This is a genomic window from Mycoplasma procyoni, assembly GCF_017052595.1.
GTDB classification, from domain to species: Bacteria; Bacillota_I; Bacilli_A; order Mycoplasmatales; family Metamycoplasmataceae; genus Mesomycoplasma_A; species Mesomycoplasma_A procyoni.
Map to the genome: position 1 here is coordinate 26,227 of NZ_JAFIDB010000001.1, position 21,897 is coordinate 48,123.

Genomic DNA, 21,897 nt, shown 5'->3' on the forward strand with positions numbered 1-21,897 from the left:
ACTCTTGGCTTTGACGGTATAAAATAGTAGTTTTACCATTTTACATCTTCTGAATTTTCTGATTCACTTTGATTTTGAGTATATGTTATATATTCACTAACTTCTTCTTTTTTTTGATTGTTGTTCTTTTTTTTCTTTAAAAGATATGACACAACAATTATTCCTATAATAATAAATGTAGACACTATTGAGCCTACTATCACAATATAAAGAAGTATTTCATCTATTGTCATAATTTAATCCTTTTCTGTTTCTTTTTTATTTGTGTTTTCCTCTTTTTGAGTATCTTTATTTTCTTGATTCTCTATTAAAACTGGTAAATAAAAATCAGGAGAAATCAATATAAAACTACCTTTTTCTAAGAAGAATAAATCATTTTTAACCTCATCATTGAAAAAATATACATTTTCACTAACTTGCTTAATATCTTTTACATTTGTTGTTCTGTGCAGCAGTACATTTTTTAATTGCGAAATAATTGTACTTTCTATTTGATGCGGCCGTTGCGAAGCAACGATTAAAAATAAGTTATATTTTCTACCTTCTCTTGCTATTTTTTTAAATAGTTGAGAAATCTTATTTATAAAATCATTTGTATTATTTTCTATACCCTCAAATAAATTCTGGAATTCATCTATTATAATGTGAGAGCTCTTTTTATTAGTTTGATCGGTTGTTTCGAGTTTTTCTTTTAATTGCCATAAGCAAATCAAGTATGTAATTATTTGTTTCATACGTCAATTTTCATTTGCTAAATTAAAAACTATTTTATTTTCATTTTTAAGAATAAATTTTTCTTTTAAATTTCAAAATTCCTCTAAATGTTTATAAGTTTGAATTAATTCCTCAAATATAAGAAGTGTTTTATGATCATAAAAATAATCTGTAATATAATCATTATCTTTAATTCTTTTCATTTCATAAGATATAAAATTTAAAAGTATATTTAAAATTTTTAGGAATATGGTTTTTTCTATTTTTTTATCTAATATTTCACGTTCTAATTTTTCATAAATTGACTTTAGGTATTTTTGTCATTGTGCTTTACTTGTTTGAAAATCCTTGATTTCTTCATAGCTTACTTGTTCTATATTTTCAGAATTATTAATATAATTTAATAATTTATTAGCAAAATCATTTACATTAGAATCATAAGGATTACCGAATATTAGATTTAGAAATTCACTACTTATTGCTGAGTTTTTTATATTTTCTAAATCTTCTTTATCAACTTCATTTTTTTCACTAGATTCTAAATCAGAAAATTCGCCTGTAGTATCAATAATAATAAATTCTGTGTTCTTCTTAATTTCGGCTTTTTTGTTTGCTTGTTTAATTAATTGCTTAATAGTTGTTGTTTTTCCACTACCCGTAACTCCGAAAATACCAATATGTGACAAAAGGAAATTTTGGTAATTTAGAGTTAAATTACTATTAAGTTCCTTTATTATTCCAAATTCAAAATCATAATCACTATTTCCTTGATTATTTCTTGTATATATTTTTTTAACTTCTTCTGTTTTTATAGGGACAACATTGTCAAATAAAAATATATTATAATTATTCCCTAATCTGAAATTTCCTTTTTCATCTATTTCTCCAATTACTTCTGTAAATATTTCTCTTTGTGAATCATAAAAATATTCATAAGAATCTAATTCATATTTTTTGTTTCCCTTTATATAACTCTTAAGAATTTTCAAAACGACTATTTTATAACCATGAGTAATTCCAATGAATCCGCCAACTTTTAAAGACGAAAACCTTTCACCTTTATATATAATGTGTCATGCTGATGAAAACTGTTTTTTTACTATTAAAGTAACATTTCTTGCTTCAAGGTAAGAGACTCTACCTATTATTGGTCTGTCTTGATTGCTCATTTAAAAATATTCCTCATATTTTTGTTGAAAGAAATTAATTAAGCACTTAAGAGTTGAACCTCTAATGTGAGAGCTATGCACTTTACACTTAAAATGAGATTTATTAATTTTATCTTCATCTGGAAAATAATGAATAATAAAGTTTTTGTAAATTGAAAATTCATTATTAACTTTAAGATAATCACTTTCAGAATAAGCGAAAAAATAAACAGTAATGGAGTTATTTTGTAATGATTTTTTTATAATATCTTTTATATGAATATCATCCATGGAAAATCCAAAAATTATTAATATACTTTGTTCTTTTTGTATTTCATAACTAAATTTCCTTATTATTTGATAAAACTCATTTGTTAAAGTTGTATCTTTAAATTTTTCAACAGAAGGAAATACAATTGCTTGTTTTTGTAATCAATCATTTAATTTATCGATATCCTTTTTAATTTCAACAATATTTTTTATTTTTTGTTCACTATTAGAAATAAGTCCGTTTTCATCTATTTCATTAATAAGTGATATTACTAATTTTTTATTGATATATTCACTTTTTAATTTTGAGTTTATTTTTTTTAATAGTTTTTCAAATTTCTTTAGTTGTTCTGAAGTACTATTATCATATTTTACTTCTATTAAATCATTGTCTTTTTTTCAAGATAAAGAACCATGCATTTTATATAAATTTATTGTTGAAACTTTGTTAAAAAATAAATCAAAATCGCTTTTCAAATATATTTTTATGTCATAGTTTTCTATTTTAAAATATTTTTTAGATATTCCATAACCACCATCATTAAATTGTAGATAACTATATTCTCTTTCGATTCTACTAAATTCATCTTCAAATCACAGATCATAATTTGTAGTAAAAATATTTATTTCTTTTGGCGAAAAATTATTTTCAGTTCTCAAGAGTTTGATTAATGAATTAATAAATTCCCTTCTATCCTTTTCATGTTCACATTCATTTTTTTCATTTTCTGTTTTGCCTTTTCAATTTTTATATGAATTTGATATATATAAATAAAATGCAATTTTTATTAATTTTAAATTATATTCACTATCACCATCTTTGTTATTCGCTTTGTTGATTACAATTTTATTTATTTTTTGTTCCAAAGATTCTAATATCTTTTTTGTATTTTTATTATCATCATCTTTTTTTATAATAAGAGTTGGAATAATATCAGCTAAAAACCCAGAACCTATTAATAAATTTATATTCTTGCCTCTTAACAGGTTCGAAGAATCTCTCTCATGCTTAAAATCAATATTTTTTTCTTCACTTGGCATAATTTTCAAAATAAATCTTAATTCATGGTAAATTAAAATTCATCTCCTTTCACTTCTTTGAGAAAATCATACAAAAAAAAAAAAAAAACAAAGCAATAACTTAATATAACTAATTATTGTGTTTCTCTTTATTCCCTTTTTTCTAAAAAACAAAAAAGAGCATTGATGCTCTTTAGTGTTATATTGTTTAGTTATTGATTCTCTATTTGTTCTGTTTTAGCAATCATTTTAGATATTAATTCTTCAATCTCTTGTTTGCTTAGAGGTTTGAAGTTATCATATGCTTCTTGATATTGTTTTTCTTCAAGTTCATTTTCTAATAAATACTCTCAAGCAGTTATTAGATCATCTCACATATAATCAATAGGAGAAGAAAACTTCTCTTTTAATTTCATTAATTTATTAATTTTGGTTTGGTTTGTTGTTTTAGAAATTAATAAATCAATTAATTTAACTGAAACATATTTGAGTTGGGACTCAAGTTGTGAATCAACTTCAAATAAAGCGAAGCGATCGTTTTTGATGTTATCGATTACTTTGTGAGAGATATTGATAATATCTTTTTGTCTTAAGATATTACTTTGAAAAAACTTATATGGATCAACATCAGTTTTTTCAAATTGTGATGCATCACACATATATATTTTTGAAGTATCTACATATGAATCATTAATAAATAAACCATTGATGTTTTCTTTATTATCACTCTTTAAAACTTCATATTCAAAATCAAAATAATCCTTTTGAAGTATTGAAGTTCTAGCGCTAATAAAAAATACTTTTGATGTTGGTTCATGATAGAAAATTGCAATTAAGCAATTTTCTATAGATGATTTATCTAAATCCTTGAAAATCAAAGGATTTAAAATAACTAAAGGTTTGAGATAAATTTTGTAATTTAGCTCTTTTGCAATTTTTTTAATATCATAAAGTTTCATATTTCCTCCAATTAAATTATAAAACAAAAACAATAACTTCTTGATTTAAGAAGTTATTGTTAATAGATTATTTTTTAATTAAATTGATTTCTGTTTTTGAATCAAAAGCAGCTTCAAATAATATTGTTTCATTTGTATCTGTATTGGTTTTGATAATAGTTTTATAGTTTTCTGTTTCTATTACTTTGCAATTTTCATTTTCATTTAGTTTAATATCAACAGAAGAAATGTTGTTGTTAATAAAAGCAAAAGCATCAATTCTTTTCAAGTTATTAGGAATATCGAGGCTGGTGATTTTATTGTTATAGGCTTATTAGTTAGAATTTCTTGTTATTGATACGTCTTTGTCAAAAGCATATTCTTCTATTGTTGTATTTGCTGAAACGGAAATATTTTTAATTTGATTGTTAGCAAAAGCTGATTTTTGAATTAACTCAACTGAATTAGGAATATCTAATGATGATATTTTGTTATTTTCAAAAGCAGAATATTCTATTGTTTTTACTGAATTTCCTATTTTTAATGAAGTTATTAAGTTATTAGAAAATGCACCACTTCTAACGATTACTACATTATCTGGAACTTCAATTGATGATAATTTGTTATCTCTAAATGTTGAATCACCTATCTCTTTAAGAGAACTTGGCAGTTTTATCGATGTTAATTTATTATTAGAGAATGCACTATTTTCTAATTTTTCAATTGTTTCTGGTAGTTCAACTGAGCTAATTTCATTATTAGAAAATGCAGAACCTTCGATTTTGGTTATTGATTTTGGCAATACCAATTTTTTTATACTATATCTATCATTTGATTCAAAAAAGTTATTTTGACTAAGAAAATCAGAAACATTAAAATCAATTACTTTTGTGTCTAAAACACTTAAATCAAGTGTAAATGTTTTAGAATTATTGTCAACATCTTTAATAATTTGATTTTTTAAATTGTTTTTCTCTTTTAAAAGAGTTCCTTTAAGAAATTTTATTTCTCCATTTTTTCATCTTATAGATGCAAGTTTGTCATTATTTAAGAAGGAAGAAGTTGGATCTTTTTCAATTGAATTAGACATTTTAACTTCTTCTAATTGATTTTGAGAAAACGCTGATTCTCCTAAACTAACAACTGAGTCTGGAATGTTTAAAGTCGCTATTTGGTTACCGCTAAAGGCAAAGTCTTTGATTTCTTTAACCGAATCTGGGATTTCAATTGTTGATATTCCAGCATATGAAAAGGCACTTATTCCTATTTTTTCTACAGAATTAGGAATTATAAGTGTTGAAATTTGATTCTGTTCGAATGTTCTATCCTTTATTTCTGAAAGCGAAGATGATAGTTTTAGATTTGTAATTCTATTACTTAAAAAGGCAGATTCTCCTAAGTTGGTTAAAGTATCTGGTAATTTTAATGAAGTTATTAAATTACTTTCAAAAGCTTTAATTCCAATTGTTTTAATTGAATTAGACATTTTTAAATTAGTAATTCTATTTCTACCAAAAGCTTGATTACCTATGCTTTGCAGAGAATTCGGCAACACCAATTCTTTTATTTCATTATCAAAAAACGCTTGTTCACCAATGTTTTCTAATCCTTCAGGTAAAAGCAATTTATCAATTCTTCATAATCCTTCTCAAGGATTTGAAAAAGGCGTTTTTATATAATCTGAAATTTTGAAATCGATATTTTTTATGTTTAAATTAGATAAATCGAGAGTGTATCTTTTGTCTCTTTTGTTAATATCTTTCACTATATCTCGAGTATTGTTTTCAAAATCAATTGTTTTTAAAATGGATTTAAGTATCGTTTCTTTATTTTCTCCTCTTGTTACAGATTCAATAACTTCAGAATCAGATATTGAAGAAATTTTATTTCAATCTTGCAATTGTCAATTTGGAATTTTTATATTTATTAACGGATTTTTAAAAAATACTTCATTTCCAAGAAAAATAACAGAATTTGGGATAGTTATAGATGATAAATTATTATTTTTGAATGCAGAAGCGCCTATTGTTTTAACACTTTCTGGAATCTCAATAGTTTCAAGTTTATTATCAGCAAAAACATTGTTTCCAATCTCTTCAAGTGTTTCTGGTAAAATAACTTTTTTCATACTATAAACAATTCTTTGATTATTTTTGTTATCATCAATATATGTTTTTAAAACATCTGATATTTTAAAATCAATAGATTTCACATCAACACTTGAGAGATCTAATGTAAAGGTTTTTTCTTCTTTATTTTTATCCTTTATAAAATCTTTATCTGTTCTGAAATTTATATTTTTTAAAATTTGTTCTAAATCGGTTTCTTCATTTTGATTCGAATCTGCTTTTTCAATTTTGTTTATAAAATTACAACTCATTGTAGATAAAACAGAAAATGTAGTTAATGATAAAAGAGTTAAAGATAAATTTCTTTTTATTTTTGTTTTTTTCATATTTAAGTCCTTTTTATTAATATATAAAGATTATTTGTGTTTGTAATAAAGTAGATAATATCTAATTTTGTTTAATAACCAAAATTGCAATAGACTATTGCAACTCTATTCGGTTTTATTAAATCAATTATCTAAAATTGCAATAATTTCATTTTGAACTCTGAGGGTTCTTTCTTCAATATCACTTATAGTTCATATGTCTTTTTCTTTATTTTCTCTGTTAAATTTTAAAACATATAGAATTGAGCTTTTTTCATACTTTTCATGTTTTCCACTTAAAAAGTGATTACTTGCTTTTGAGTTAACTGGTTTTTCTAAAGGTAGTAGATTTCCTATTTTTTTAATACAAGCATCTACTTCTTTCTTTGTATTTGCTCCTAATTTTTCAACAGATATTCCATCTCAATTTCTTGGTAAAATATGCTCAATTTGTGTTTTTTTAGGTAATAGTTCTAATTGTTCTTCAGAACTATATGCAAAAATTCTTAAAATTAGTGATGTTATGTTTATGTGAGGAACAATTATTTTTTTCTTGAAGTCTTCGTTACTTTCAAACGTAAAAGCAAAATCTGGCTCCATTGAATTTACTATATTTGCATTTAGTTTTAAAATGCCAGCTTTTATTCCGTTTAAAGATGGAACTTCAACATATTTTCTAACTACTGTATAAATTAGTTTTCCTAAAAATTTATCAAACTTTTCTTCAAATTTTTCGTTTGAAGAATGTGTTAAATAGAATGTTATTACAGGATATTTTCAAAACTCATTTGGATATAAATATAAAATATCTAATTTTTTTAATATTTCCAAATTGCTTGTTCAATTCTCTCCTTCAATTTCTTCATTTTGAACAATAACATCAAAGAATTTACTTATTCTTTTTAGTGTTTCTAGGACATTTTTGTCATACAATCTAACATTTCCATCATTTTTCTTTTCAAGGAAATATTTTCTGAGACCTGGTGTTGTTGTACTTATATCATTTTCTAATGCTCTAGAATAAAACATGTAGTAAATAAATAATTTTTGAATTGTTTCGCCGGACTCTCTTGCACTTTCATTTAAACTTTTTCAATCTTTCAGGAATTTATCTTTTTCTTCGCCATTCTCTTTGTTTTTAAATATATTAGCTTTAAAAATATCTTCGTCGCTTAAAGGTATTCCTCTATCATTTAATGTTGAAAAGATTAAAAGAGCGCTTTCTAAATTATTTACTTCAATTGTAAAAAATCTAGTGTTTTGGATAATTATTGTATAGAAATCAATAAGTCCTTGTTGATTTTCTGATGATAATTCTTTTATTCTTTTTAGAAAATGAAGATAATTTCTTGTGTAATTATCTTTGCTCTTTTCGTCTATTTTTTTGCCATTAATTATGGATTTAAAAATAGATATATTCTTTTCTTCCATTACATTTTCATCAAGATTTAAAAGCATTTCTTTTGGTTCTTTTGGTTCGTTTGTTAAATTATCAATAACTCATAGAATTGATGAAATCTTTTCCATTAAGGTATCAATTTTTTTGTCTTTTATCTCGTTCTCTTCTAAAAGTGTATAAATTGCTCTTGCCAGTAAAGTTACAGTTGTAAGTCTTTGTTGACCATCAATAATTTCTAGTTGAGTTTTTTCATCGTTTAGGAACATGACTAAACTACCTAGGAAATAAGTGTTTGTCCCTTTTGGATCACTATTATTTTGATAAAACGATCAAAGATCTTCTAATAATTGGTCGGCGTTATCAACATCTCAAGAATAAGGTCTTTGATAATTAGGAATGAATAATTTTCTTTCCTCTTTTAGAGATTTAAATAAATCTAAAATTGAATATGTTTTAATATTACTAAAATTTTCGTTCATTTTTGTTTTCCTTTTTTGTTTTTTTGTTTATTATAATTACACCAGAAACAAAAAAAAAAAAAAAAACAAGTAATGTAAATTACTTGTAATAACATTTTGATTTTTACGGTATTAATTTTGTATTGATTTTGTTTTTTGTTAGTTAAAATTATTCTTCGTCTTGTTCTGTTTCTGTGTCTGTTTCGTTTTCTTGTTCTTGTTCTTCATTGTCATCTTCTATTCAAAATTGAGGTTTTTGGATTTCTGGAGCACCTGCTCTAGTTAAACCTCCTCTGTAAAGCATTCTTAGTCCAAATCAAGGCATACCAGTCGGGAAATCTTGTCCTCTATACGCCCTTTTGCAAACGGCTTCTGCAAAATCCACACAAGCATCACAGATATATTCAACATTTGATGAAATAGTTTTAATTAAGCATGTTGATTTTGTTTTTTTGCCAATTTTGTCTCTACCGCAAAAATCACATTTAAACATTTCGTTCATTTTTCTCCTTGTTTATAATTTGATTTTTACTTTAAAGTTATACCACAAAATTTTAAATAACCTTAAATTTTGTGTGTTAACAACTCAAAAACGCTATTTCAACAACTGCAACAAAAAAACTTAACAATTGCTTGTTAAGTTTGTATTAGACTTAATTTAGTAAATTTAGTGATACTTTTTGTTGTTCTATGTTTATATCTTCTATTTCTACATCGATTGTTTGATTAATGCTTAAAACATCTTCAATGTTTTTAGCATTTAATTTAGAGATGTGTAAAAAGGCATCATTTTTTAGACCTATTTCAACAAAAGCACCAAATTCTGTAATATTTCTTACTATTCCTTTGAATTTCATTCCTTTAGTAATTTGATCAATTGTTTTTGTATCATTTCTTAAGATTGGATCTTCAAAATCATCTCTGTAATCTCTTAATGGATTATTAAGAGATTCAACAATTAATTTAGTTTCAAAGAACTCAATTTCTGTTTCTTTTGATAACTTCTCTAAATTCTTTTGTGAAGAGTCAATATTGATTTTGTCTTTATTAAAATCAATATTGAGGTGTTTTAGTAATTTATATGTGTTTGCATACATTTCAGGGTGAATTGAAGTTTTGTCAAGAAATTCTTTTGATTCTTTAATTCTTAAGAATCCAGCAGCTTGCTGGAATACTTTTTCGTTTATTCCCGAAACTTTTAGTAAATCTTGTCTGTTTGTAATTGGTTTTTTCTCGACATATTCTCTTAATTTTTTAGCTATTCTTAAATTAAATCCTGAAATGTGAGTTAGTAGCTCAACAGAAGCTGTGTTGACATCGACTCCAACTTTGTTAACACTACTTTGAACTACATAATCAAGCTTTTCTGAAAGCACTTTTGGAGCAATATCGTGTTGGTATTGTCCAACACCAATGCTTTTAGGATCAATTTTAATTAATTCAGATAAAGGATCGATGTTTCTTCTTGCAATATTGATCGCAGAACGCTGTTCTACTGATAAATCAGGAAATTCTTCGATTCCTTTTTTAGATGCAGAATACACAGAAGCACCTTGTTCTGGAGTGATTATGAATTGAATATTAAGTTTTTGTTCTTTGATTAATTTTGCAATAAAATCAGCACTTTCTCAACTTGCTGTTCCGTTTCCTACAGCAATTAAGTCAATTTTGTATTTATTAATTAGTTCTATAAGTTTTTGTTTAGCTTGCTCTAAATCTGCTGCATTTCTTGGTTTAGTTGGGTAAATAACAGCAATTTCAAGTACTTTGTTATCTTGATCAACTACAGCAAGTTTACATCCAGAAACATAAGCTGGATCTCAACCTAAAATAACTTTGTTTTTGATTGGTTTTTGTAATAAAACTTTTTCAAGATTAAAAGCAAAAATTGAAGCACTTTTGTCATGCGCTTTTTGAAGTAGTTCTGAATAAACTTGGTTTTCAATGCTTGGAATTAAAAGTCTTTTCAGACCTGATTTAACAGCATTTTCAATGTGTTTTGCACCTTCTCAATCAACTTTTTTAGTGTATTTGTTAATTGCTCATTGTTCTAAAAAGTCTTTTTTGTACTCAAAAGAAAAAGAAATTACTTTTTTATCACTAGCGCGATCAATTGCCATTATTTGATAACTTTGAATAAAGGCAATTGGTTTTGAAAAAGCATAATAAAGCTTATATTTGTTTTCTTCATCTTTTTGTTGATCTTTAAGTTTAGTAACCAATTTAGCATGCTTATAAAGCAATTCTGCTCATTTATCCCTTAAAACAAGATCATTAGAAACAACTTCTGAAATGATGTCTTCTGCTCCTTCAAGAGCTTCTTCAATAGTATTAACTTCTTTTTGAGGATCAATGTATTTTTTAGCTTCTTGTTGAAGGTTGATGTTTCTTGGGATTTTGAGAATAATTTCAGCAAGTGGTTTAAGACCTTTAGCAATTGCTACTGCTGCACGTGTTTTTCTACCTGAAGCATAAGGTTTATAAAGGTTTTCTAACTCAACCATTTTTTTGGTTGCAATAATGGCATCTTGAAGTTCTTTTGTTAATAATTCTTTTTCTTTTAAAGAATTAATAATTGCTTCTTTTCTTTCTTCAAGTTTATAAATATAGTGATAACGATCAAAAATGGTTTTGATTTGAACTTCATCTAAACCATTTGTAAAATCTTTTCTGTATCTGGCAATAAAAGCAATTGTGTTATCTTGCTCTAATAACTCAATTACTCTATTAATGTATTTGTAATCAATTGAAATTTCTGCTGAAATTTCTTTGATTACTGCTTCTTTTAAAGTTTCATTTATTTTCATTTATACCTACTTTTTCAGTTCTAAAAGGAAATAGTTTCTTTTTCCTTTTTTAATTAATGCATATTTAGACTCAAACATTGAAGAATCAACTAATTGGTCTTCTGTTTGGATTTTTTGGTTGTTCATTGAAAGAGTTCCAGCAGCCAAAAACTCCCTTAATTCCCTTTTAGAAGAAACAATTTTGTTTTCTAAAAGGATGTTGCAAATTAAATCAGTTGCTTTAGCTTCAAAAACAGGAATTGAGTTTTTTAGTTGATCTAAATCACTTGCTTCAAGTTTTGAAAAGTCGCTGTTTGCAAAGAGAATTTCTGTAATTTTTTGAGAATTAAGTGCTTCTTTTTGTCCGTGAATATCTTTAATAACTTCATAAGCTAAAGTTTTTTGAGCTAATCTTTGAGCTTTGTTTTGATTGTGATTTTCTAATAGAGAATTAATTTCTGATAAATCTAAAAAGGTTAGTCTTTTTAGTAATGTTTCAATTTCTTGATCATCAGAGTTTAAAAGAAATTGGTACATTTGGAAAGGTGAAGTTAGGTTTTTATCTAATCATAAAGAACCACCGCCTGTTGATTTTCCATATTTTTGACCATTTTTATCAACTAAAAGGTTAGTTGTAAAGGCGAATGATTTGTTGTTTTCTCCGTGTTTTTTTCTGATGATTTCTGTTCCAGAAACAATGTTTCCTCATTGATCAGAACCACCCATTTGACCCACAACATTTTTAGTTTCATATAAAACATTAAAGTCTCACCCTTGGATTAGTTGGTATGAAAATTCAGTAAAAGAAAGTCCACTTTCAAGTCTTGTTGCTACAGAATCTTTTGAAAGCATATAACTTACATTTAAGTATTTTCCTACAACTCTTAAGAATTCTAAAATATTCATATTTTTATAAAAATCATAGTTATCAACTACTTCTAGTCCAAATGATTCAAGTTGTTTGATAATTGCTTTTTTGTTTTGCTCTACTTTATCAAAATCTAATAATTGTCTTTCTGCATTTTTAAAAGAAGGATCACCAATCATCGCTGTTGCTCCACCAATAACTGCAATTGCTTTAATTCCTGCTTTTTTCAGTCTTAAAAGAGTATTGATTTGAACGTAGTTTCCTAAATGCAATGAAATGGCAGTAGGATCAAAACCTCCATAAATTGCTTCATTTTCTTTTATTTCTAAAAATTTTTCTTCACTTGTAATGTTATTTAATATTCCTCTTTGTTTAAATTCTTCTAATAGTGCTTTTTTCATATTTGCTCCTTTATTTTAAATTATAAAATAATCCTCTTTGTCTTAAAGATAAAAAATTGCAGTTAGCTGCAATTTATTATTTTCCAAGACAGAAATTTTTAAACATCGAATCTAATAATTCTTCGTTATCTGCTTTTCCTGTGATGTTAACTAAATCTTCTCAAGCTTTTCTTAAATCGACAATTACAACATCGGGTTCAAAACCAGACTCAAGACCTTCTATTGTTCTTTCGATAGCTAATAAAGAAGATTTAATTAGTGATAATTGTCTTATGTTAGTAATTACTTTTTCATTGTTTAAGTCAATGTTTTTGTAGTTTTCAATTAGCTTTGTTTCAAGCTCTGAAATATCGTTATTTTTTGCTGAAATACAGGTAATTCCTGTATTTTCAACATTTTGTAGTAAGTCTTTTTTATTAATTACTTTGATGTATTTTTTGTTTTTTGAAAGCTCTTGGATTTGTTTATCAAAATCGTTTTCAGATTTAGTTCCATCAACTAGATGAACAACAATTTCTGAGTCTTTGATTTGTTTTAGAGATCTCTCGATTCCGATTTTTTCAACAACATTAGTTGCATTTCTGATCCCTGCTGTATCTTTGACAATAAAAGGGATATTTTGGAGTAAAAAAGAACCTTCAACAACATCTCTTGTTGTGCCTTCTTCATCAGTAACAATTGCTTTTTCTTCGTTTAATAAAGCATTTAATAAAGAGGATTTACCGGCATTTGGCTGTCCAACTATTGCAATTTTGACACCATCATAAATTAAACGAGATCTTTCAGATAACTCAACAGTTTTTTGTAGTTCTTGTTTGAGATTTTTAAGTTCTGGAAGTAGTGTTTCTGTTGTAAAAACATCAACATCATCATATTCTGGGTAGTCAATATTAACTTCAATTGTTCCAATTAATTGCAGCATTCTTGCAATTAATTGATTGATGTAATTACTTGTTTTACCATCAAATTTTTTGATTGAAGCCTGTGTTTGTGCTTTTGTTTTAGCATGAATTAGATCGTTAATTGCTTCAGCTTTAACTAAATCCATTTTTCCATTTAGAAAAGCTCTTCTTGAAAACTCTCCAGGTTCTGCAAGTCTTGCTCCATTTGCTAAAACTAGCTCAAGAATTAGATTTGTGTTAACAATACCACCATGAGCATTAATTTCTACTGTATCTTCACCAATAAAGTTGTTTTTTCCTTTGAATCAAAGAACTAAAACTTCATCAATTAGTTCATCTCCATTTTTGATTCAACCATAAGTAATTTCTTTATCTTGGCCAACTTTTCCGCTAAAGATTTTTTTAACAATTTCAAAAACATCAGGTCCTGTTAATCTGATGATTGAAATTGCTTGATTAACTTGACCTCCTGAAGAAATTGCAGCAATGTTATCAAACATTTTAGTATCCCATTTTCTTTTCGTATTCTTCTAATGTTCCTCTAAAGATAAAAGAAGAATCTGATTTGATTTCTAAAATAACATTAGAAACATTTTTAACTAAAGCTCTGTTGTAAGTTGTAAAAATCATTGAAGCTTTGTATTCTTGCAATCCTTCAATTACAGAGTCGATTGATTCTGCATCAAGGTGATCGAGTGGTTGGTCGAAGATTAAGAAGTTAGATTCTTTAAGCATCATTCTTGAGAACATTAATCTAGCTTTTTCGCCCCCTGATGTAACTTTAACGTTTTTGAAAACTGAGTCTCCACCAAAAAGCATTCTTCCTAAAAAACTTCTCATTCTTTGATCGGAATTATCTTTGTTTGCTTCTTCTGTGTTTTCAATTGGTCATTTTGACAATCATTCCATTAAGTTTTCATCTTTTTCAAAGTATTTAGCATTGTCGTTTGGGAAGTATTCTGGAGTAATTGTAGAACCTCAAATAACTTCTCCTGAAGTAGGTTTTTCTTTACCCATTAAGATTTCTAATAGTTTTGTTTTTGCAATGTCATCTTCTCCTAAAAGAACCATTTTTTCTCCAGGTAAAATATCAAATGACAGATTATCAAATAAAACTTCTTGTGTTTCTGGATTTGTGTATGAAAGATTTTCAACTCTTAAAATTTGTTTTCCAGGTTGTTTGAAAATATCAAATCTGATGAATGGATATTTTCTTGATGAAGGTTTGATTTCTTCAAGAGTAATTTTTTCTAGTGATTTCTTTCTGGAAGTAGCTTGTGATGATTTAGAAGCGTTAGCTGAGAATTTAGCAATAAAGGCTTGAAGTTTGGCAATTTGCTCTTCTTTTTTAGCATTTGAGTTCTTTTGCATTTCTCTAATAAGTGCTGAAGATTCTTTTCAGAAGCTGTAGTTCCCTGTAAACATCTTTGCTTCTCCAAAGTCAATATCAACAATATTTGTACATACTTGATCTAAAAAGTCGCTGTCGTGAGAAACGACAATAACAATATTTTGGTAATCAACTAAAAAGTTTTCTAATCACTTAATTGCTTTAAGGTCTAAGTGGTTAGTTGGTTCGTCCATGATTAAAATATCAGGATTTCCAAATAAAGCTTTTGCTAAAAGTACCTTAACTTTTTGTGAAGCTTTAAGCTCGCTCATTTTTGCATCTCATTTTTCTTTTGGGATGTCAAGACCTGATAGAAGGATTTGAGCATCATTTTCAGCATTTCATCCACCCATCATTCCGAATTTTTCTTCTAGTTCTCCAGCTCTTGTGTAGTCTTCTTCAGTTGCATCTGGATTTTCATAAATTGCATTTTTTTCTTGTTGAATCTTGTAAAGGTCTTCATTTCCCATAATTACAACATCAGTAACATTAAAGTCATTGTACATGTTGTGATCTTGGCTTAAAACAGAAATACGTTGGTTTTTTCCTTTAACAATTTCCCCTGAACTTGCTTCAACTTGTCCTGAAATAATCTTTAAAAAAGTAGATTTTCCAGCACCATTTGCCCCGATAATTCCGTATGTATTACCTTCTGTAAATTTTAAATTAACATTATCAAATAATTTTTTGTCATAAAAGATTTTAGACAAATTTTTAACTTCTAACATAATAATCTCCTTTGTTAAATATTAATAAAAATTGTACTACAAAAAGCACTAAAAGGTTAATAAATGCTTCTTTTTTATATTTATAGAGCAAGTTTTAAAACTTCAGGCTAAAAAGTAGTATAATTTATTTGATATAAACACAAGGAGAAAATATGAAAAAAGTTAAATTTTTAAGCATTATTTTAGGATTAAGCCCACTTGCTTTAAGCAGTTGCTCTGTTCCTGCACTTTTTGCACAACAACAAAATCCAGGAACTAAAAAAGATGATGATGAAATAGTTTACGACAAGTCAATAGATGACAAAATTAAACCTGATTTTATCATCAATTTTTCACCAAAACATTATGAAGAACATAGATGAAATTCATTTTATTCAAATTATGAAGATTTTGAAAGAGACATTATAAATTTTGATAGAAATACTCAAATTGATGAGGATTGATTCTCTAAAGATAAAGGAATTGGAGACAAAAATAGTAGAAAATATGAAAAATGAAAAGAAATTCAAAAACAACTTTCAACAAGATTTAATAGAAAATTCTTTGAAACTAATTTCTTGATTCTTGATTGATTTGATAGATATAATAGATTAACTGACTTAACAAAAGATGATAAATCTATTTCAATAACAAAAACCACTTTCTTTAGATCTCCATATGTAACAACAGACATTAGAACTGTAGATCCTGATTATTCTACCAACTTTGAAAATATCCACATCGATGATAGACTTAGTTCAACAGCTTTTTATTCATTCAAAAAATCTGATTTTAAATCAAATAAAATTAAGATTAACAAAAAAGGAATAGATTATTTTTATAAAGATGAGGACTCTATAGGTAAAGCAGAAGATGAAGGAAGTTTTTACGCTTACATCACCCAACCAGCAAGAAAAATAGAACAATATAATTTCGAAATAAAACCAGACGGAGTTTTAAACTTTGTAATTCCTGATTGATATCAAAATCCAAATTTACAAATAATTAGAGATTTTAATACTTTTAAAGAAAATATAGCAAACTTCAGCGATCAAATCAATAGAGAAGATGCGTTTTTAAATTCACTAAAAGGTACAGAAAATTCAGAAAAAGTAAAACAACAACTTCTTGAAAAATTCAATGAGGATTTCTTTAAAAAGAATTTCTTAGTATTATCTTTCCAAAACTACAATAAAAGAATTACTTCTTTAAATACAGAAGAATACAGAATTTCACTTGCAGAAACTAAATTTGAAGGTTATTTTGAAAATTCAAATAAAAACATTTTAACCGAAGCTAAATTCGATACATCGCTAAGTTTTGTACACGATCAAAGATTTAATTATACTGTATTCTATGCACTCAAAAAAGAAGACTTTGATTTCGAAAATCTTCACTTTGTAAAAGAATATATTGCTTATAGTCAATATAGAAATGAAAATCGTTTCGAAACATTGTTTGACTTCTGAATTAAAGACAAACCAGCGCCACAAGTAGAATTAGATGGAAGTGTTGACAATAAAGACACAAAACAAAAACAACCAGAAACAGAAGACAAAAACAAAGATCAAAAATCAAACGAAGATTCAAACACAACTACTGATATCAAAAAAGAAGATGTTGAGTCCAAATAAACAAAAATACAGGATTTTCCCTGTATTTTGTTTTTTAAATTGTTAATTTATCATAAAAGCAACAATTCCTGGAATAATAAAACTTAAAGGATAAGCTGATAAAAATATTCAATTAAATAACCAGAACTTATGTGGTTTCTCAAAAGAATAGAGTGCAAATAGAAAACAAGTAACTAAACTATAAATTTGTATTTCTGGCATCAGCTTAAACAAATAAACTCAAACAAAATTAATTATTATAAAACCTAAAATAAAGAAAATTTTAAACAAAATTTCTTTATATTTTAGTTTAGAAGCAACTAAATAACAATAGAAACCAAAGATAATTATTGCATATCCATATGACTGATAATCAATATTAAACAGATAGTTTAGTGAAGAAAGTTTAGAAATATTAAACTCAAAAGCAAACAGACAAACAAAGATCGCTAAAGAAACAATAATTCCCAAATACAGGTTTTTTCTGTGTAAATAGGCACTAAACACGCCCAAAAACAGAATAAACATAATATTTAAATATTGTGGTCTTAATCCGCTTACTGCATTAAATTTTGACAAAATCAAAATCACAAGCTGTATTGCAACTGCTAAAAACAGAAATCTTAAAACATAATAAAGTGGCCTTGAAGAATTATTAATTGCTATTATTGATAAAAAAGCAAAAATAGGAAATGCAATTCTTCCAACAATTCTTAATCACTCTAATTCAGGATAAACTATATAACCAAAGTGATCAATAAACATTGTCACAACAGCAATTCATCTTAAAATTGTTGAGCTTAAAAACTTTCAAGAAAATGTTTCAACATCAAACTTAAAAATGTTGAAAAAGGACTTAATAAACGCGTTTTTTAAGTCAATTAAATCACTTGTAAACATTTTAGTTATCTTTTGTTTTATTGAAATTTTCATTTAGCACTCTTTCTATTTTATTCATTTTTGAAATTCTGCTTCACTAATTATTTCGATTTTATCACCATTCAATTCTAATACTTTTTTGAGTCTTGGAGATATTTTACATTCTAAAAAATTTCAGTATTCTTTCATTCCGAGAATTAAGATATCAATTTTAGGTCTAACATAAGAATCGGGAATTGCTCCTAATGAGTTCACTATTTGAAGAGCTTCCATTTCAGACATTGTATAAAATTTTTCTCCAAAAACAACACGTTTTCCTTTTCAAAATTTTTCAAGTTCCTCTTTTGTTTCAAAACTCCTTTTCTTTTTTTGTTTTAGGAAAGTTTTAAAATTAAAGAATTTTTGAGTTTCTTCAATTAAAATGGAATTTTTATAAATTTCTGGACCTTTTTCTTTTTTAAGAATATCAAACAATTCTTTAGTTGAAATAACATCATCTAAAGCTCTATGGGTGTTTTGCGATAATTCAAAATAATTAACTAAAGTAACTAATTTATGATTTGGTAAAAAATCAAAATACCTTCTTGCATACTTTAAAGTATCTAAATGTGAATTTTCAAGTTTAGGTTCTAAATAAGAATTTATAAATCTAATATCAAAAGTAACATTGTGTCCAATTAAAATATCTCCTGAAATAAAATCAATAACTTCCTGTTTTAGATCTTCAAAGTGCTTTGCATTTTTGAGCATCTGATTTGTTATTCCGGTAATTGATGTAATCATTCATGTAAGTGGTTTTTTGGGTTTAAATAATTTACTATAGCGATCAACAATTTCATTATTTCTAACTCTTACAATTCCAACCTCAATTATCTCATCTCTTCCTGCAACAATCCCTGTAGTTTCTGTATCGATAACACAATAGTCCTTAATTTCGGATAAACTAATTAAAGTCTCTGCCATATTTTTTCTCCTTTATAATCACTTTAGTGCTCTTTTTGCTTTGCACAAAAATTCTTCTAATTTAATTTTAACAAATCTAACCATCTATTTAGTTATTTTGGTTATTTATATTAAAATTAAATAATGAAAAACAAAGAGTTTTGAAAAGTATTTTGATTTATTATCAAGTGTACATTTATTGGATTTGGTGGCGGAAACGCAATAATGCCAGTTATTAAAAAATATGCTGTGGATCAGTATAAATGGTTAGATGATGAAGAATTTAACAATGCAATAGTTGCTGTAAATTTAATTCCAGGACCTGCAGTAATTGAAATGATTTCTTATATAGCAATCAAAAAGTTAGGAAAAGTTTTAGGAATTATTGTAACTTTGTTAGCAATAATGCCTCATGTTTTAGTTGTAATGGTGCTTTTTGTTTTAAGTTCACTATTACCTAATAAGTATTTATTTGTTTTAAATATCGGAGTTATGCCTGCTTTAATAGGTGTTGTGTCTGCTTTTGGTTATCGTTATTTAAAAACATCTCAAAAAGCACTTTCTTTACCGATTTGAATTTCTTTATTTTTAATTACTGCTGCATTTTGTCTTTTTGTTCCAGCACCTTTTAATCTGCCTGCAATTCCTTTAGTTGTTGTTATTTTAATTGTCTTTATAACAGAATTTATTAGATCTAAAAGGAACAAAAAATAATGATATTAGCAATTTTAGTTTCTTTATTAAGTGTGTTTATTATTGGTCTGATTGTCTTTGGTGGCGGACAGGTTTTTATGCCAATATTTAGTTCCTTTTGAAGCTTTATTTCAGACACATTTAATTTAAATATTACACAAGAAAAAATCGATTTAGTTTTTACAATTTCCAACTCAACTCCAGGTGTTGTTTCAACCAAATTTGCAGCATTTACAGGGATTTTAGTATCAAATGGAGCTTGATGAGGTTGAATAGTAAGCTTATTTAGTTATTTAGTTTTCTGTCTGCCTTCAATCTTTATGATGCTTTTATCTATAAAGCTAATTTCAAAAAGCAAACAGAATAAATACCTTGCAAATATGATGAAATTTATTAACCCTGTAGTTGCCGGAATCTTGATCTCTTTAGCAATTCAGTTGCTCATTTCAACCATCTTTGTACAAATGCAATTTAACAGCTCTTTTGGAAACTATATAAGTTTCAAAAATACAGAAAAATCGCAGTTTTTCAGTGGTTGAAGATTTATTGCTCTGTGTATTTGAGTGCCTGTTTTTGCTGTATTTTCCTTTATTTACTACTACAAAAAGAAACCTTTATACTATTTATTTATTGGCGGAATAATAAGTGCCTTTATTATTTTTGAACCTTGATTATAGGAGAGTTATGCACGACTTTTTTAAACAAAGAATTAAAAATGAAGTCCCAGATCTTCCTGGGGTTTATTTATGAAAAAATGCACAAAATAAAATCATTTATGTTGGTAAAGCATTAAGTCTTAAAAAGAGAATGAGACAGTATTTTGAAGGTTCAAAAAACTCAAGATGAACACCAAAAATGGTTGAAGAAATAAAGGACTTTGAAATCAGAATTGCAAAGAATGAAAAAGAGGCTTTTTTATTAGAAATCAAGCTAATAAATCTTTATAATCCACCTTATAACATCCTTCTTAAAAACAACAACAAATACCCTTATTTACAAATCAAAAAGAATCCAAAAAACATTGAAATTGATATTAAATTCAACTTCAATAAAGCAGAAAATGTCTTTAGTTATGGCCCTTTTCCTCCTGGCTATGGACTTAGAGTTATTAGAACCTTTTTAGAAAGTGAATTCCTTTATAAAGATGGCTTTAAAATTAAAGACACAGACTGAAAAGATGCTGAAATAGATACAGTTTTCGAAAACATTAAAGACACCTTAAATCTCAAAGATAAAGGATTTATAGGGCTTTTAGAACAAAGAATCAAAAAATTTGAAGAACTTGAGTTATATGAAAAAATCATTGATCTCAACAAAATAATTGATTCACTAAAGAAAAATCAAGAACAGATTCAAAACATTCAACTCGAAACTGATAAAGACTTTGATGTTTTAGTTTTTAGAGAAGACTCAAAAACTTTCTTTGCTTTTCTTTATTCTTATCGTTTAGGTGTTTTTAAAAATACCTTCAATGAATCTTTTTCTAAAAACACAACTTTCGAAAGTTTCTGTGCTCAGTTTGTTGAAAAGTACTATGAAAGAAATTACATTCCTGATAAAGTCATTTTAGAATCAAGTTTAGAAGACTTTGAGTTTGAGTTTTCAAACATTAAATCCAAAATAACTTTTCCAAAACAAGGTAAGTTTAGAAATGTTTTGGATTTTGTTATCAAACAAGTTGACTCAAATGATTTAGAAAGCATACAACAAAACTCAACAAAACAACAAAGTGTTTTTAATGAACTTAAAGAACTTCTTTCACTAAAAAAACTTGAGAAGCTTGTTATTGTTGATAATTCCTTCCAAATCAACAATAAAGCCGTAACTTTTGTAATGGCAATGGATGTTTTCGGAAATATCTCAAGTAAAAATTTCTTTTATTACCATCCTACTTCAGAAGTTGCTGCAGATATTAAACTTATGGAAATTGGACTTGATAAATATATAAATTCAAATAAATTTATTAATCCTGATTTAATAATTGTTGATGGCTTTGATTTACAAATCAACACTGCTGCTTCTGTTTTAAGTAAAAACAAGATTAAAAACATTGCTCTAGCGGGTTTAGTAAAAAATGAAAAACATCAAACAAGTCATTTAATTGATGAATTTGGGTACAAAAAAGAAATTTCAGATGATCTTTTTAGATATTTATCATTTATTCAAATTGAGGTTGATAGAATAGCCAAAGCTGCCTACAACAAAAGAAAAAATCAAACAATGCTTAAATCCTAGAAATAATCTAGGATTTTTGTTTTGTTGATAAATCAAATAAAAAATGCAAAATTATACTCCAAAAATCTAATTTTTTTCACTTTTTTTAATTTTGGACAAA

General features: G+C 26.4%; 18 protein-coding genes. 4 read left to right on the forward strand and 14 right to left on the reverse strand.

The genetic code is table 4. The features are described 5' to 3' along the window. Positions 1-32: 32 nt before the first annotated feature. The 12 genes from JV122_RS00120 to JV122_RS00175 form a co-directional block, all read right to left on the reverse strand. The gene (locus JV122_RS00120; protein WP_205842313.1) at positions 33-233 is read right to left on the reverse strand and encodes a hypothetical protein; all 201 of its coding nucleotides are present in this window, start codon (positions 231-233) and stop codon (positions 33-35) included. A gap of 3 nt (positions 234-236) precedes the next feature. After that, positions 237-1,883 carry an ATP-binding protein gene (locus tag JV122_RS04805; RefSeq protein ID WP_205842314.1) on the reverse strand — a complete coding sequence of 549 codons (1,647 nt, stop codon included), beginning with the start codon at positions 1,881-1,883 and terminating at the stop codon, positions 237-239. Beyond that, complete coding sequence (locus JV122_RS00130) at positions 1,884-3,173, reverse strand: SIR2 family protein (RefSeq protein WP_205842316.1); 1,290 nt, start codon at positions 3,171-3,173, stop codon at positions 1,884-1,886. A 191-nt stretch (positions 3,174-3,364) separates the two neighbouring features. Further along, positions 3,365-4,111, reverse strand: coding sequence for a hypothetical protein (locus tag JV122_RS00135; RefSeq protein WP_205842318.1), 747 nt, complete (start codon positions 4,109-4,111; stop codon positions 3,365-3,367). Between the two features lie 67 nt (positions 4,112-4,178). Then, a complete protein-coding gene (locus JV122_RS00140; RefSeq protein ID WP_205842319.1) occupies positions 4,179-4,379 on the reverse strand; it encodes a hypothetical protein in 201 nt (66 codons plus the stop codon). Positions 4,380-4,424: 45 nt separating this feature from the next. Next, positions 4,425-6,545 (reverse strand): leucine-rich repeat domain-containing protein, encoded by a 2,121-nt coding sequence (locus JV122_RS04810; RefSeq protein WP_205842321.1) that lies wholly within the window; start codon positions 6,543-6,545, stop codon positions 4,425-4,427. 105 nt (positions 6,546-6,650) lie between these two features. Next, a complete protein-coding gene (locus JV122_RS04815) occupies positions 6,651-8,402 on the reverse strand; it encodes a DUF262 domain-containing protein (RefSeq protein ID WP_205842323.1) in 1,752 nt (583 codons plus the stop codon). A gap of 148 nt (positions 8,403-8,550) precedes the next feature. After that, positions 8,551-8,883, reverse strand: coding sequence for a hypothetical protein (locus JV122_RS00155; protein WP_205842325.1), 333 nt, complete (start codon positions 8,881-8,883; stop codon positions 8,551-8,553). 151 nt (positions 8,884-9,034) lie between these two features. Beyond that, positions 9,035-11,188, reverse strand: a complete 2,154-nt coding sequence (locus JV122_RS04820; RefSeq protein ID WP_308699315.1) for a Tex-like N-terminal domain-containing protein — start codon at positions 11,186-11,188, stop codon at positions 9,035-9,037. 6 nt (positions 11,189-11,194) lie between these two features. Next, the gene (gene tyrS, locus JV122_RS00165) at positions 11,195-12,436 is read right to left on the reverse strand and encodes a tyrosine--tRNA ligase (protein WP_205842327.1); all 1,242 of its coding nucleotides are present in this window, start codon (positions 12,434-12,436) and stop codon (positions 11,195-11,197) included. 76 nt (positions 12,437-12,512) lie between these two features. Then, the gene (mnmE, locus tag JV122_RS00170) at positions 12,513-13,838 is read right to left on the reverse strand and encodes a tRNA uridine-5-carboxymethylaminomethyl(34) synthesis GTPase MnmE (protein WP_205842329.1); all 1,326 of its coding nucleotides are present in this window, start codon (positions 13,836-13,838) and stop codon (positions 12,513-12,515) included. Between the two features lies 1 nt (position 13,839). Then, entirely contained in the window at positions 13,840-15,456 is a 1,617-nt protein-coding gene (locus tag JV122_RS00175) for an ABC-F family ATP-binding cassette domain-containing protein (RefSeq protein WP_205842335.1), read from the reverse strand. 152 nt (positions 15,457-15,608) lie between these two features. On the opposite strand from JV122_RS00175, the gene JV122_RS00180 reads away from it, so the two are divergent. Next, entirely contained in the window at positions 15,609-17,069 is a 1,461-nt protein-coding gene (locus JV122_RS00180) for a hypothetical protein (protein ID WP_205842337.1), read from the forward strand. 42 nt (positions 17,070-17,111) lie between these two features. Here the strand turns inward: JV122_RS00180 and JV122_RS00185 are convergent, their stop codons facing one another. Both JV122_RS00185 and JV122_RS00190 read right to left on the reverse strand, forming a co-directional pair. Continuing rightward, entirely contained in the window at positions 17,112-17,981 is an 870-nt protein-coding gene (locus JV122_RS00185; protein ID WP_205842339.1) for a TraX family protein, read from the reverse strand. Positions 17,982-17,993: 12 nt separating this feature from the next. Then, positions 17,994-18,890, reverse strand: a complete 897-nt coding sequence (locus JV122_RS00190) for an exonuclease domain-containing protein (protein ID WP_205842341.1) — start codon at positions 18,888-18,890, stop codon at positions 17,994-17,996. 123 nt (positions 18,891-19,013) lie between these two features. Between JV122_RS00190 and JV122_RS00195 the strand changes: the two genes are divergently transcribed. From JV122_RS00195 to JV122_RS04825, 3 genes are read left to right on the forward strand one after another with little or no spacing between them, the layout of a single operon-like run. Beyond that, the gene (locus tag JV122_RS00195) at positions 19,014-19,583 is read left to right on the forward strand and encodes a chromate transporter (RefSeq protein WP_308699316.1); all 570 of its coding nucleotides are present in this window, start codon (positions 19,014-19,016) and stop codon (positions 19,581-19,583) included. Next, entirely contained in the window at positions 19,583-20,239 is a 657-nt protein-coding gene (locus tag JV122_RS00200; RefSeq protein ID WP_240463332.1) for a chromate transporter, read from the forward strand. The genes JV122_RS00195 and JV122_RS00200 overlap by 1 nt, the downstream gene beginning before the upstream one ends. Before the next feature lie 7 nt (positions 20,240-20,246). Beyond that, entirely contained in the window at positions 20,247-21,797 is a 1,551-nt protein-coding gene (locus tag JV122_RS04825; RefSeq protein WP_205842342.1) for a GIY-YIG nuclease family protein, read from the forward strand. Positions 21,798-21,897 lie beyond the last annotated feature (100 nt).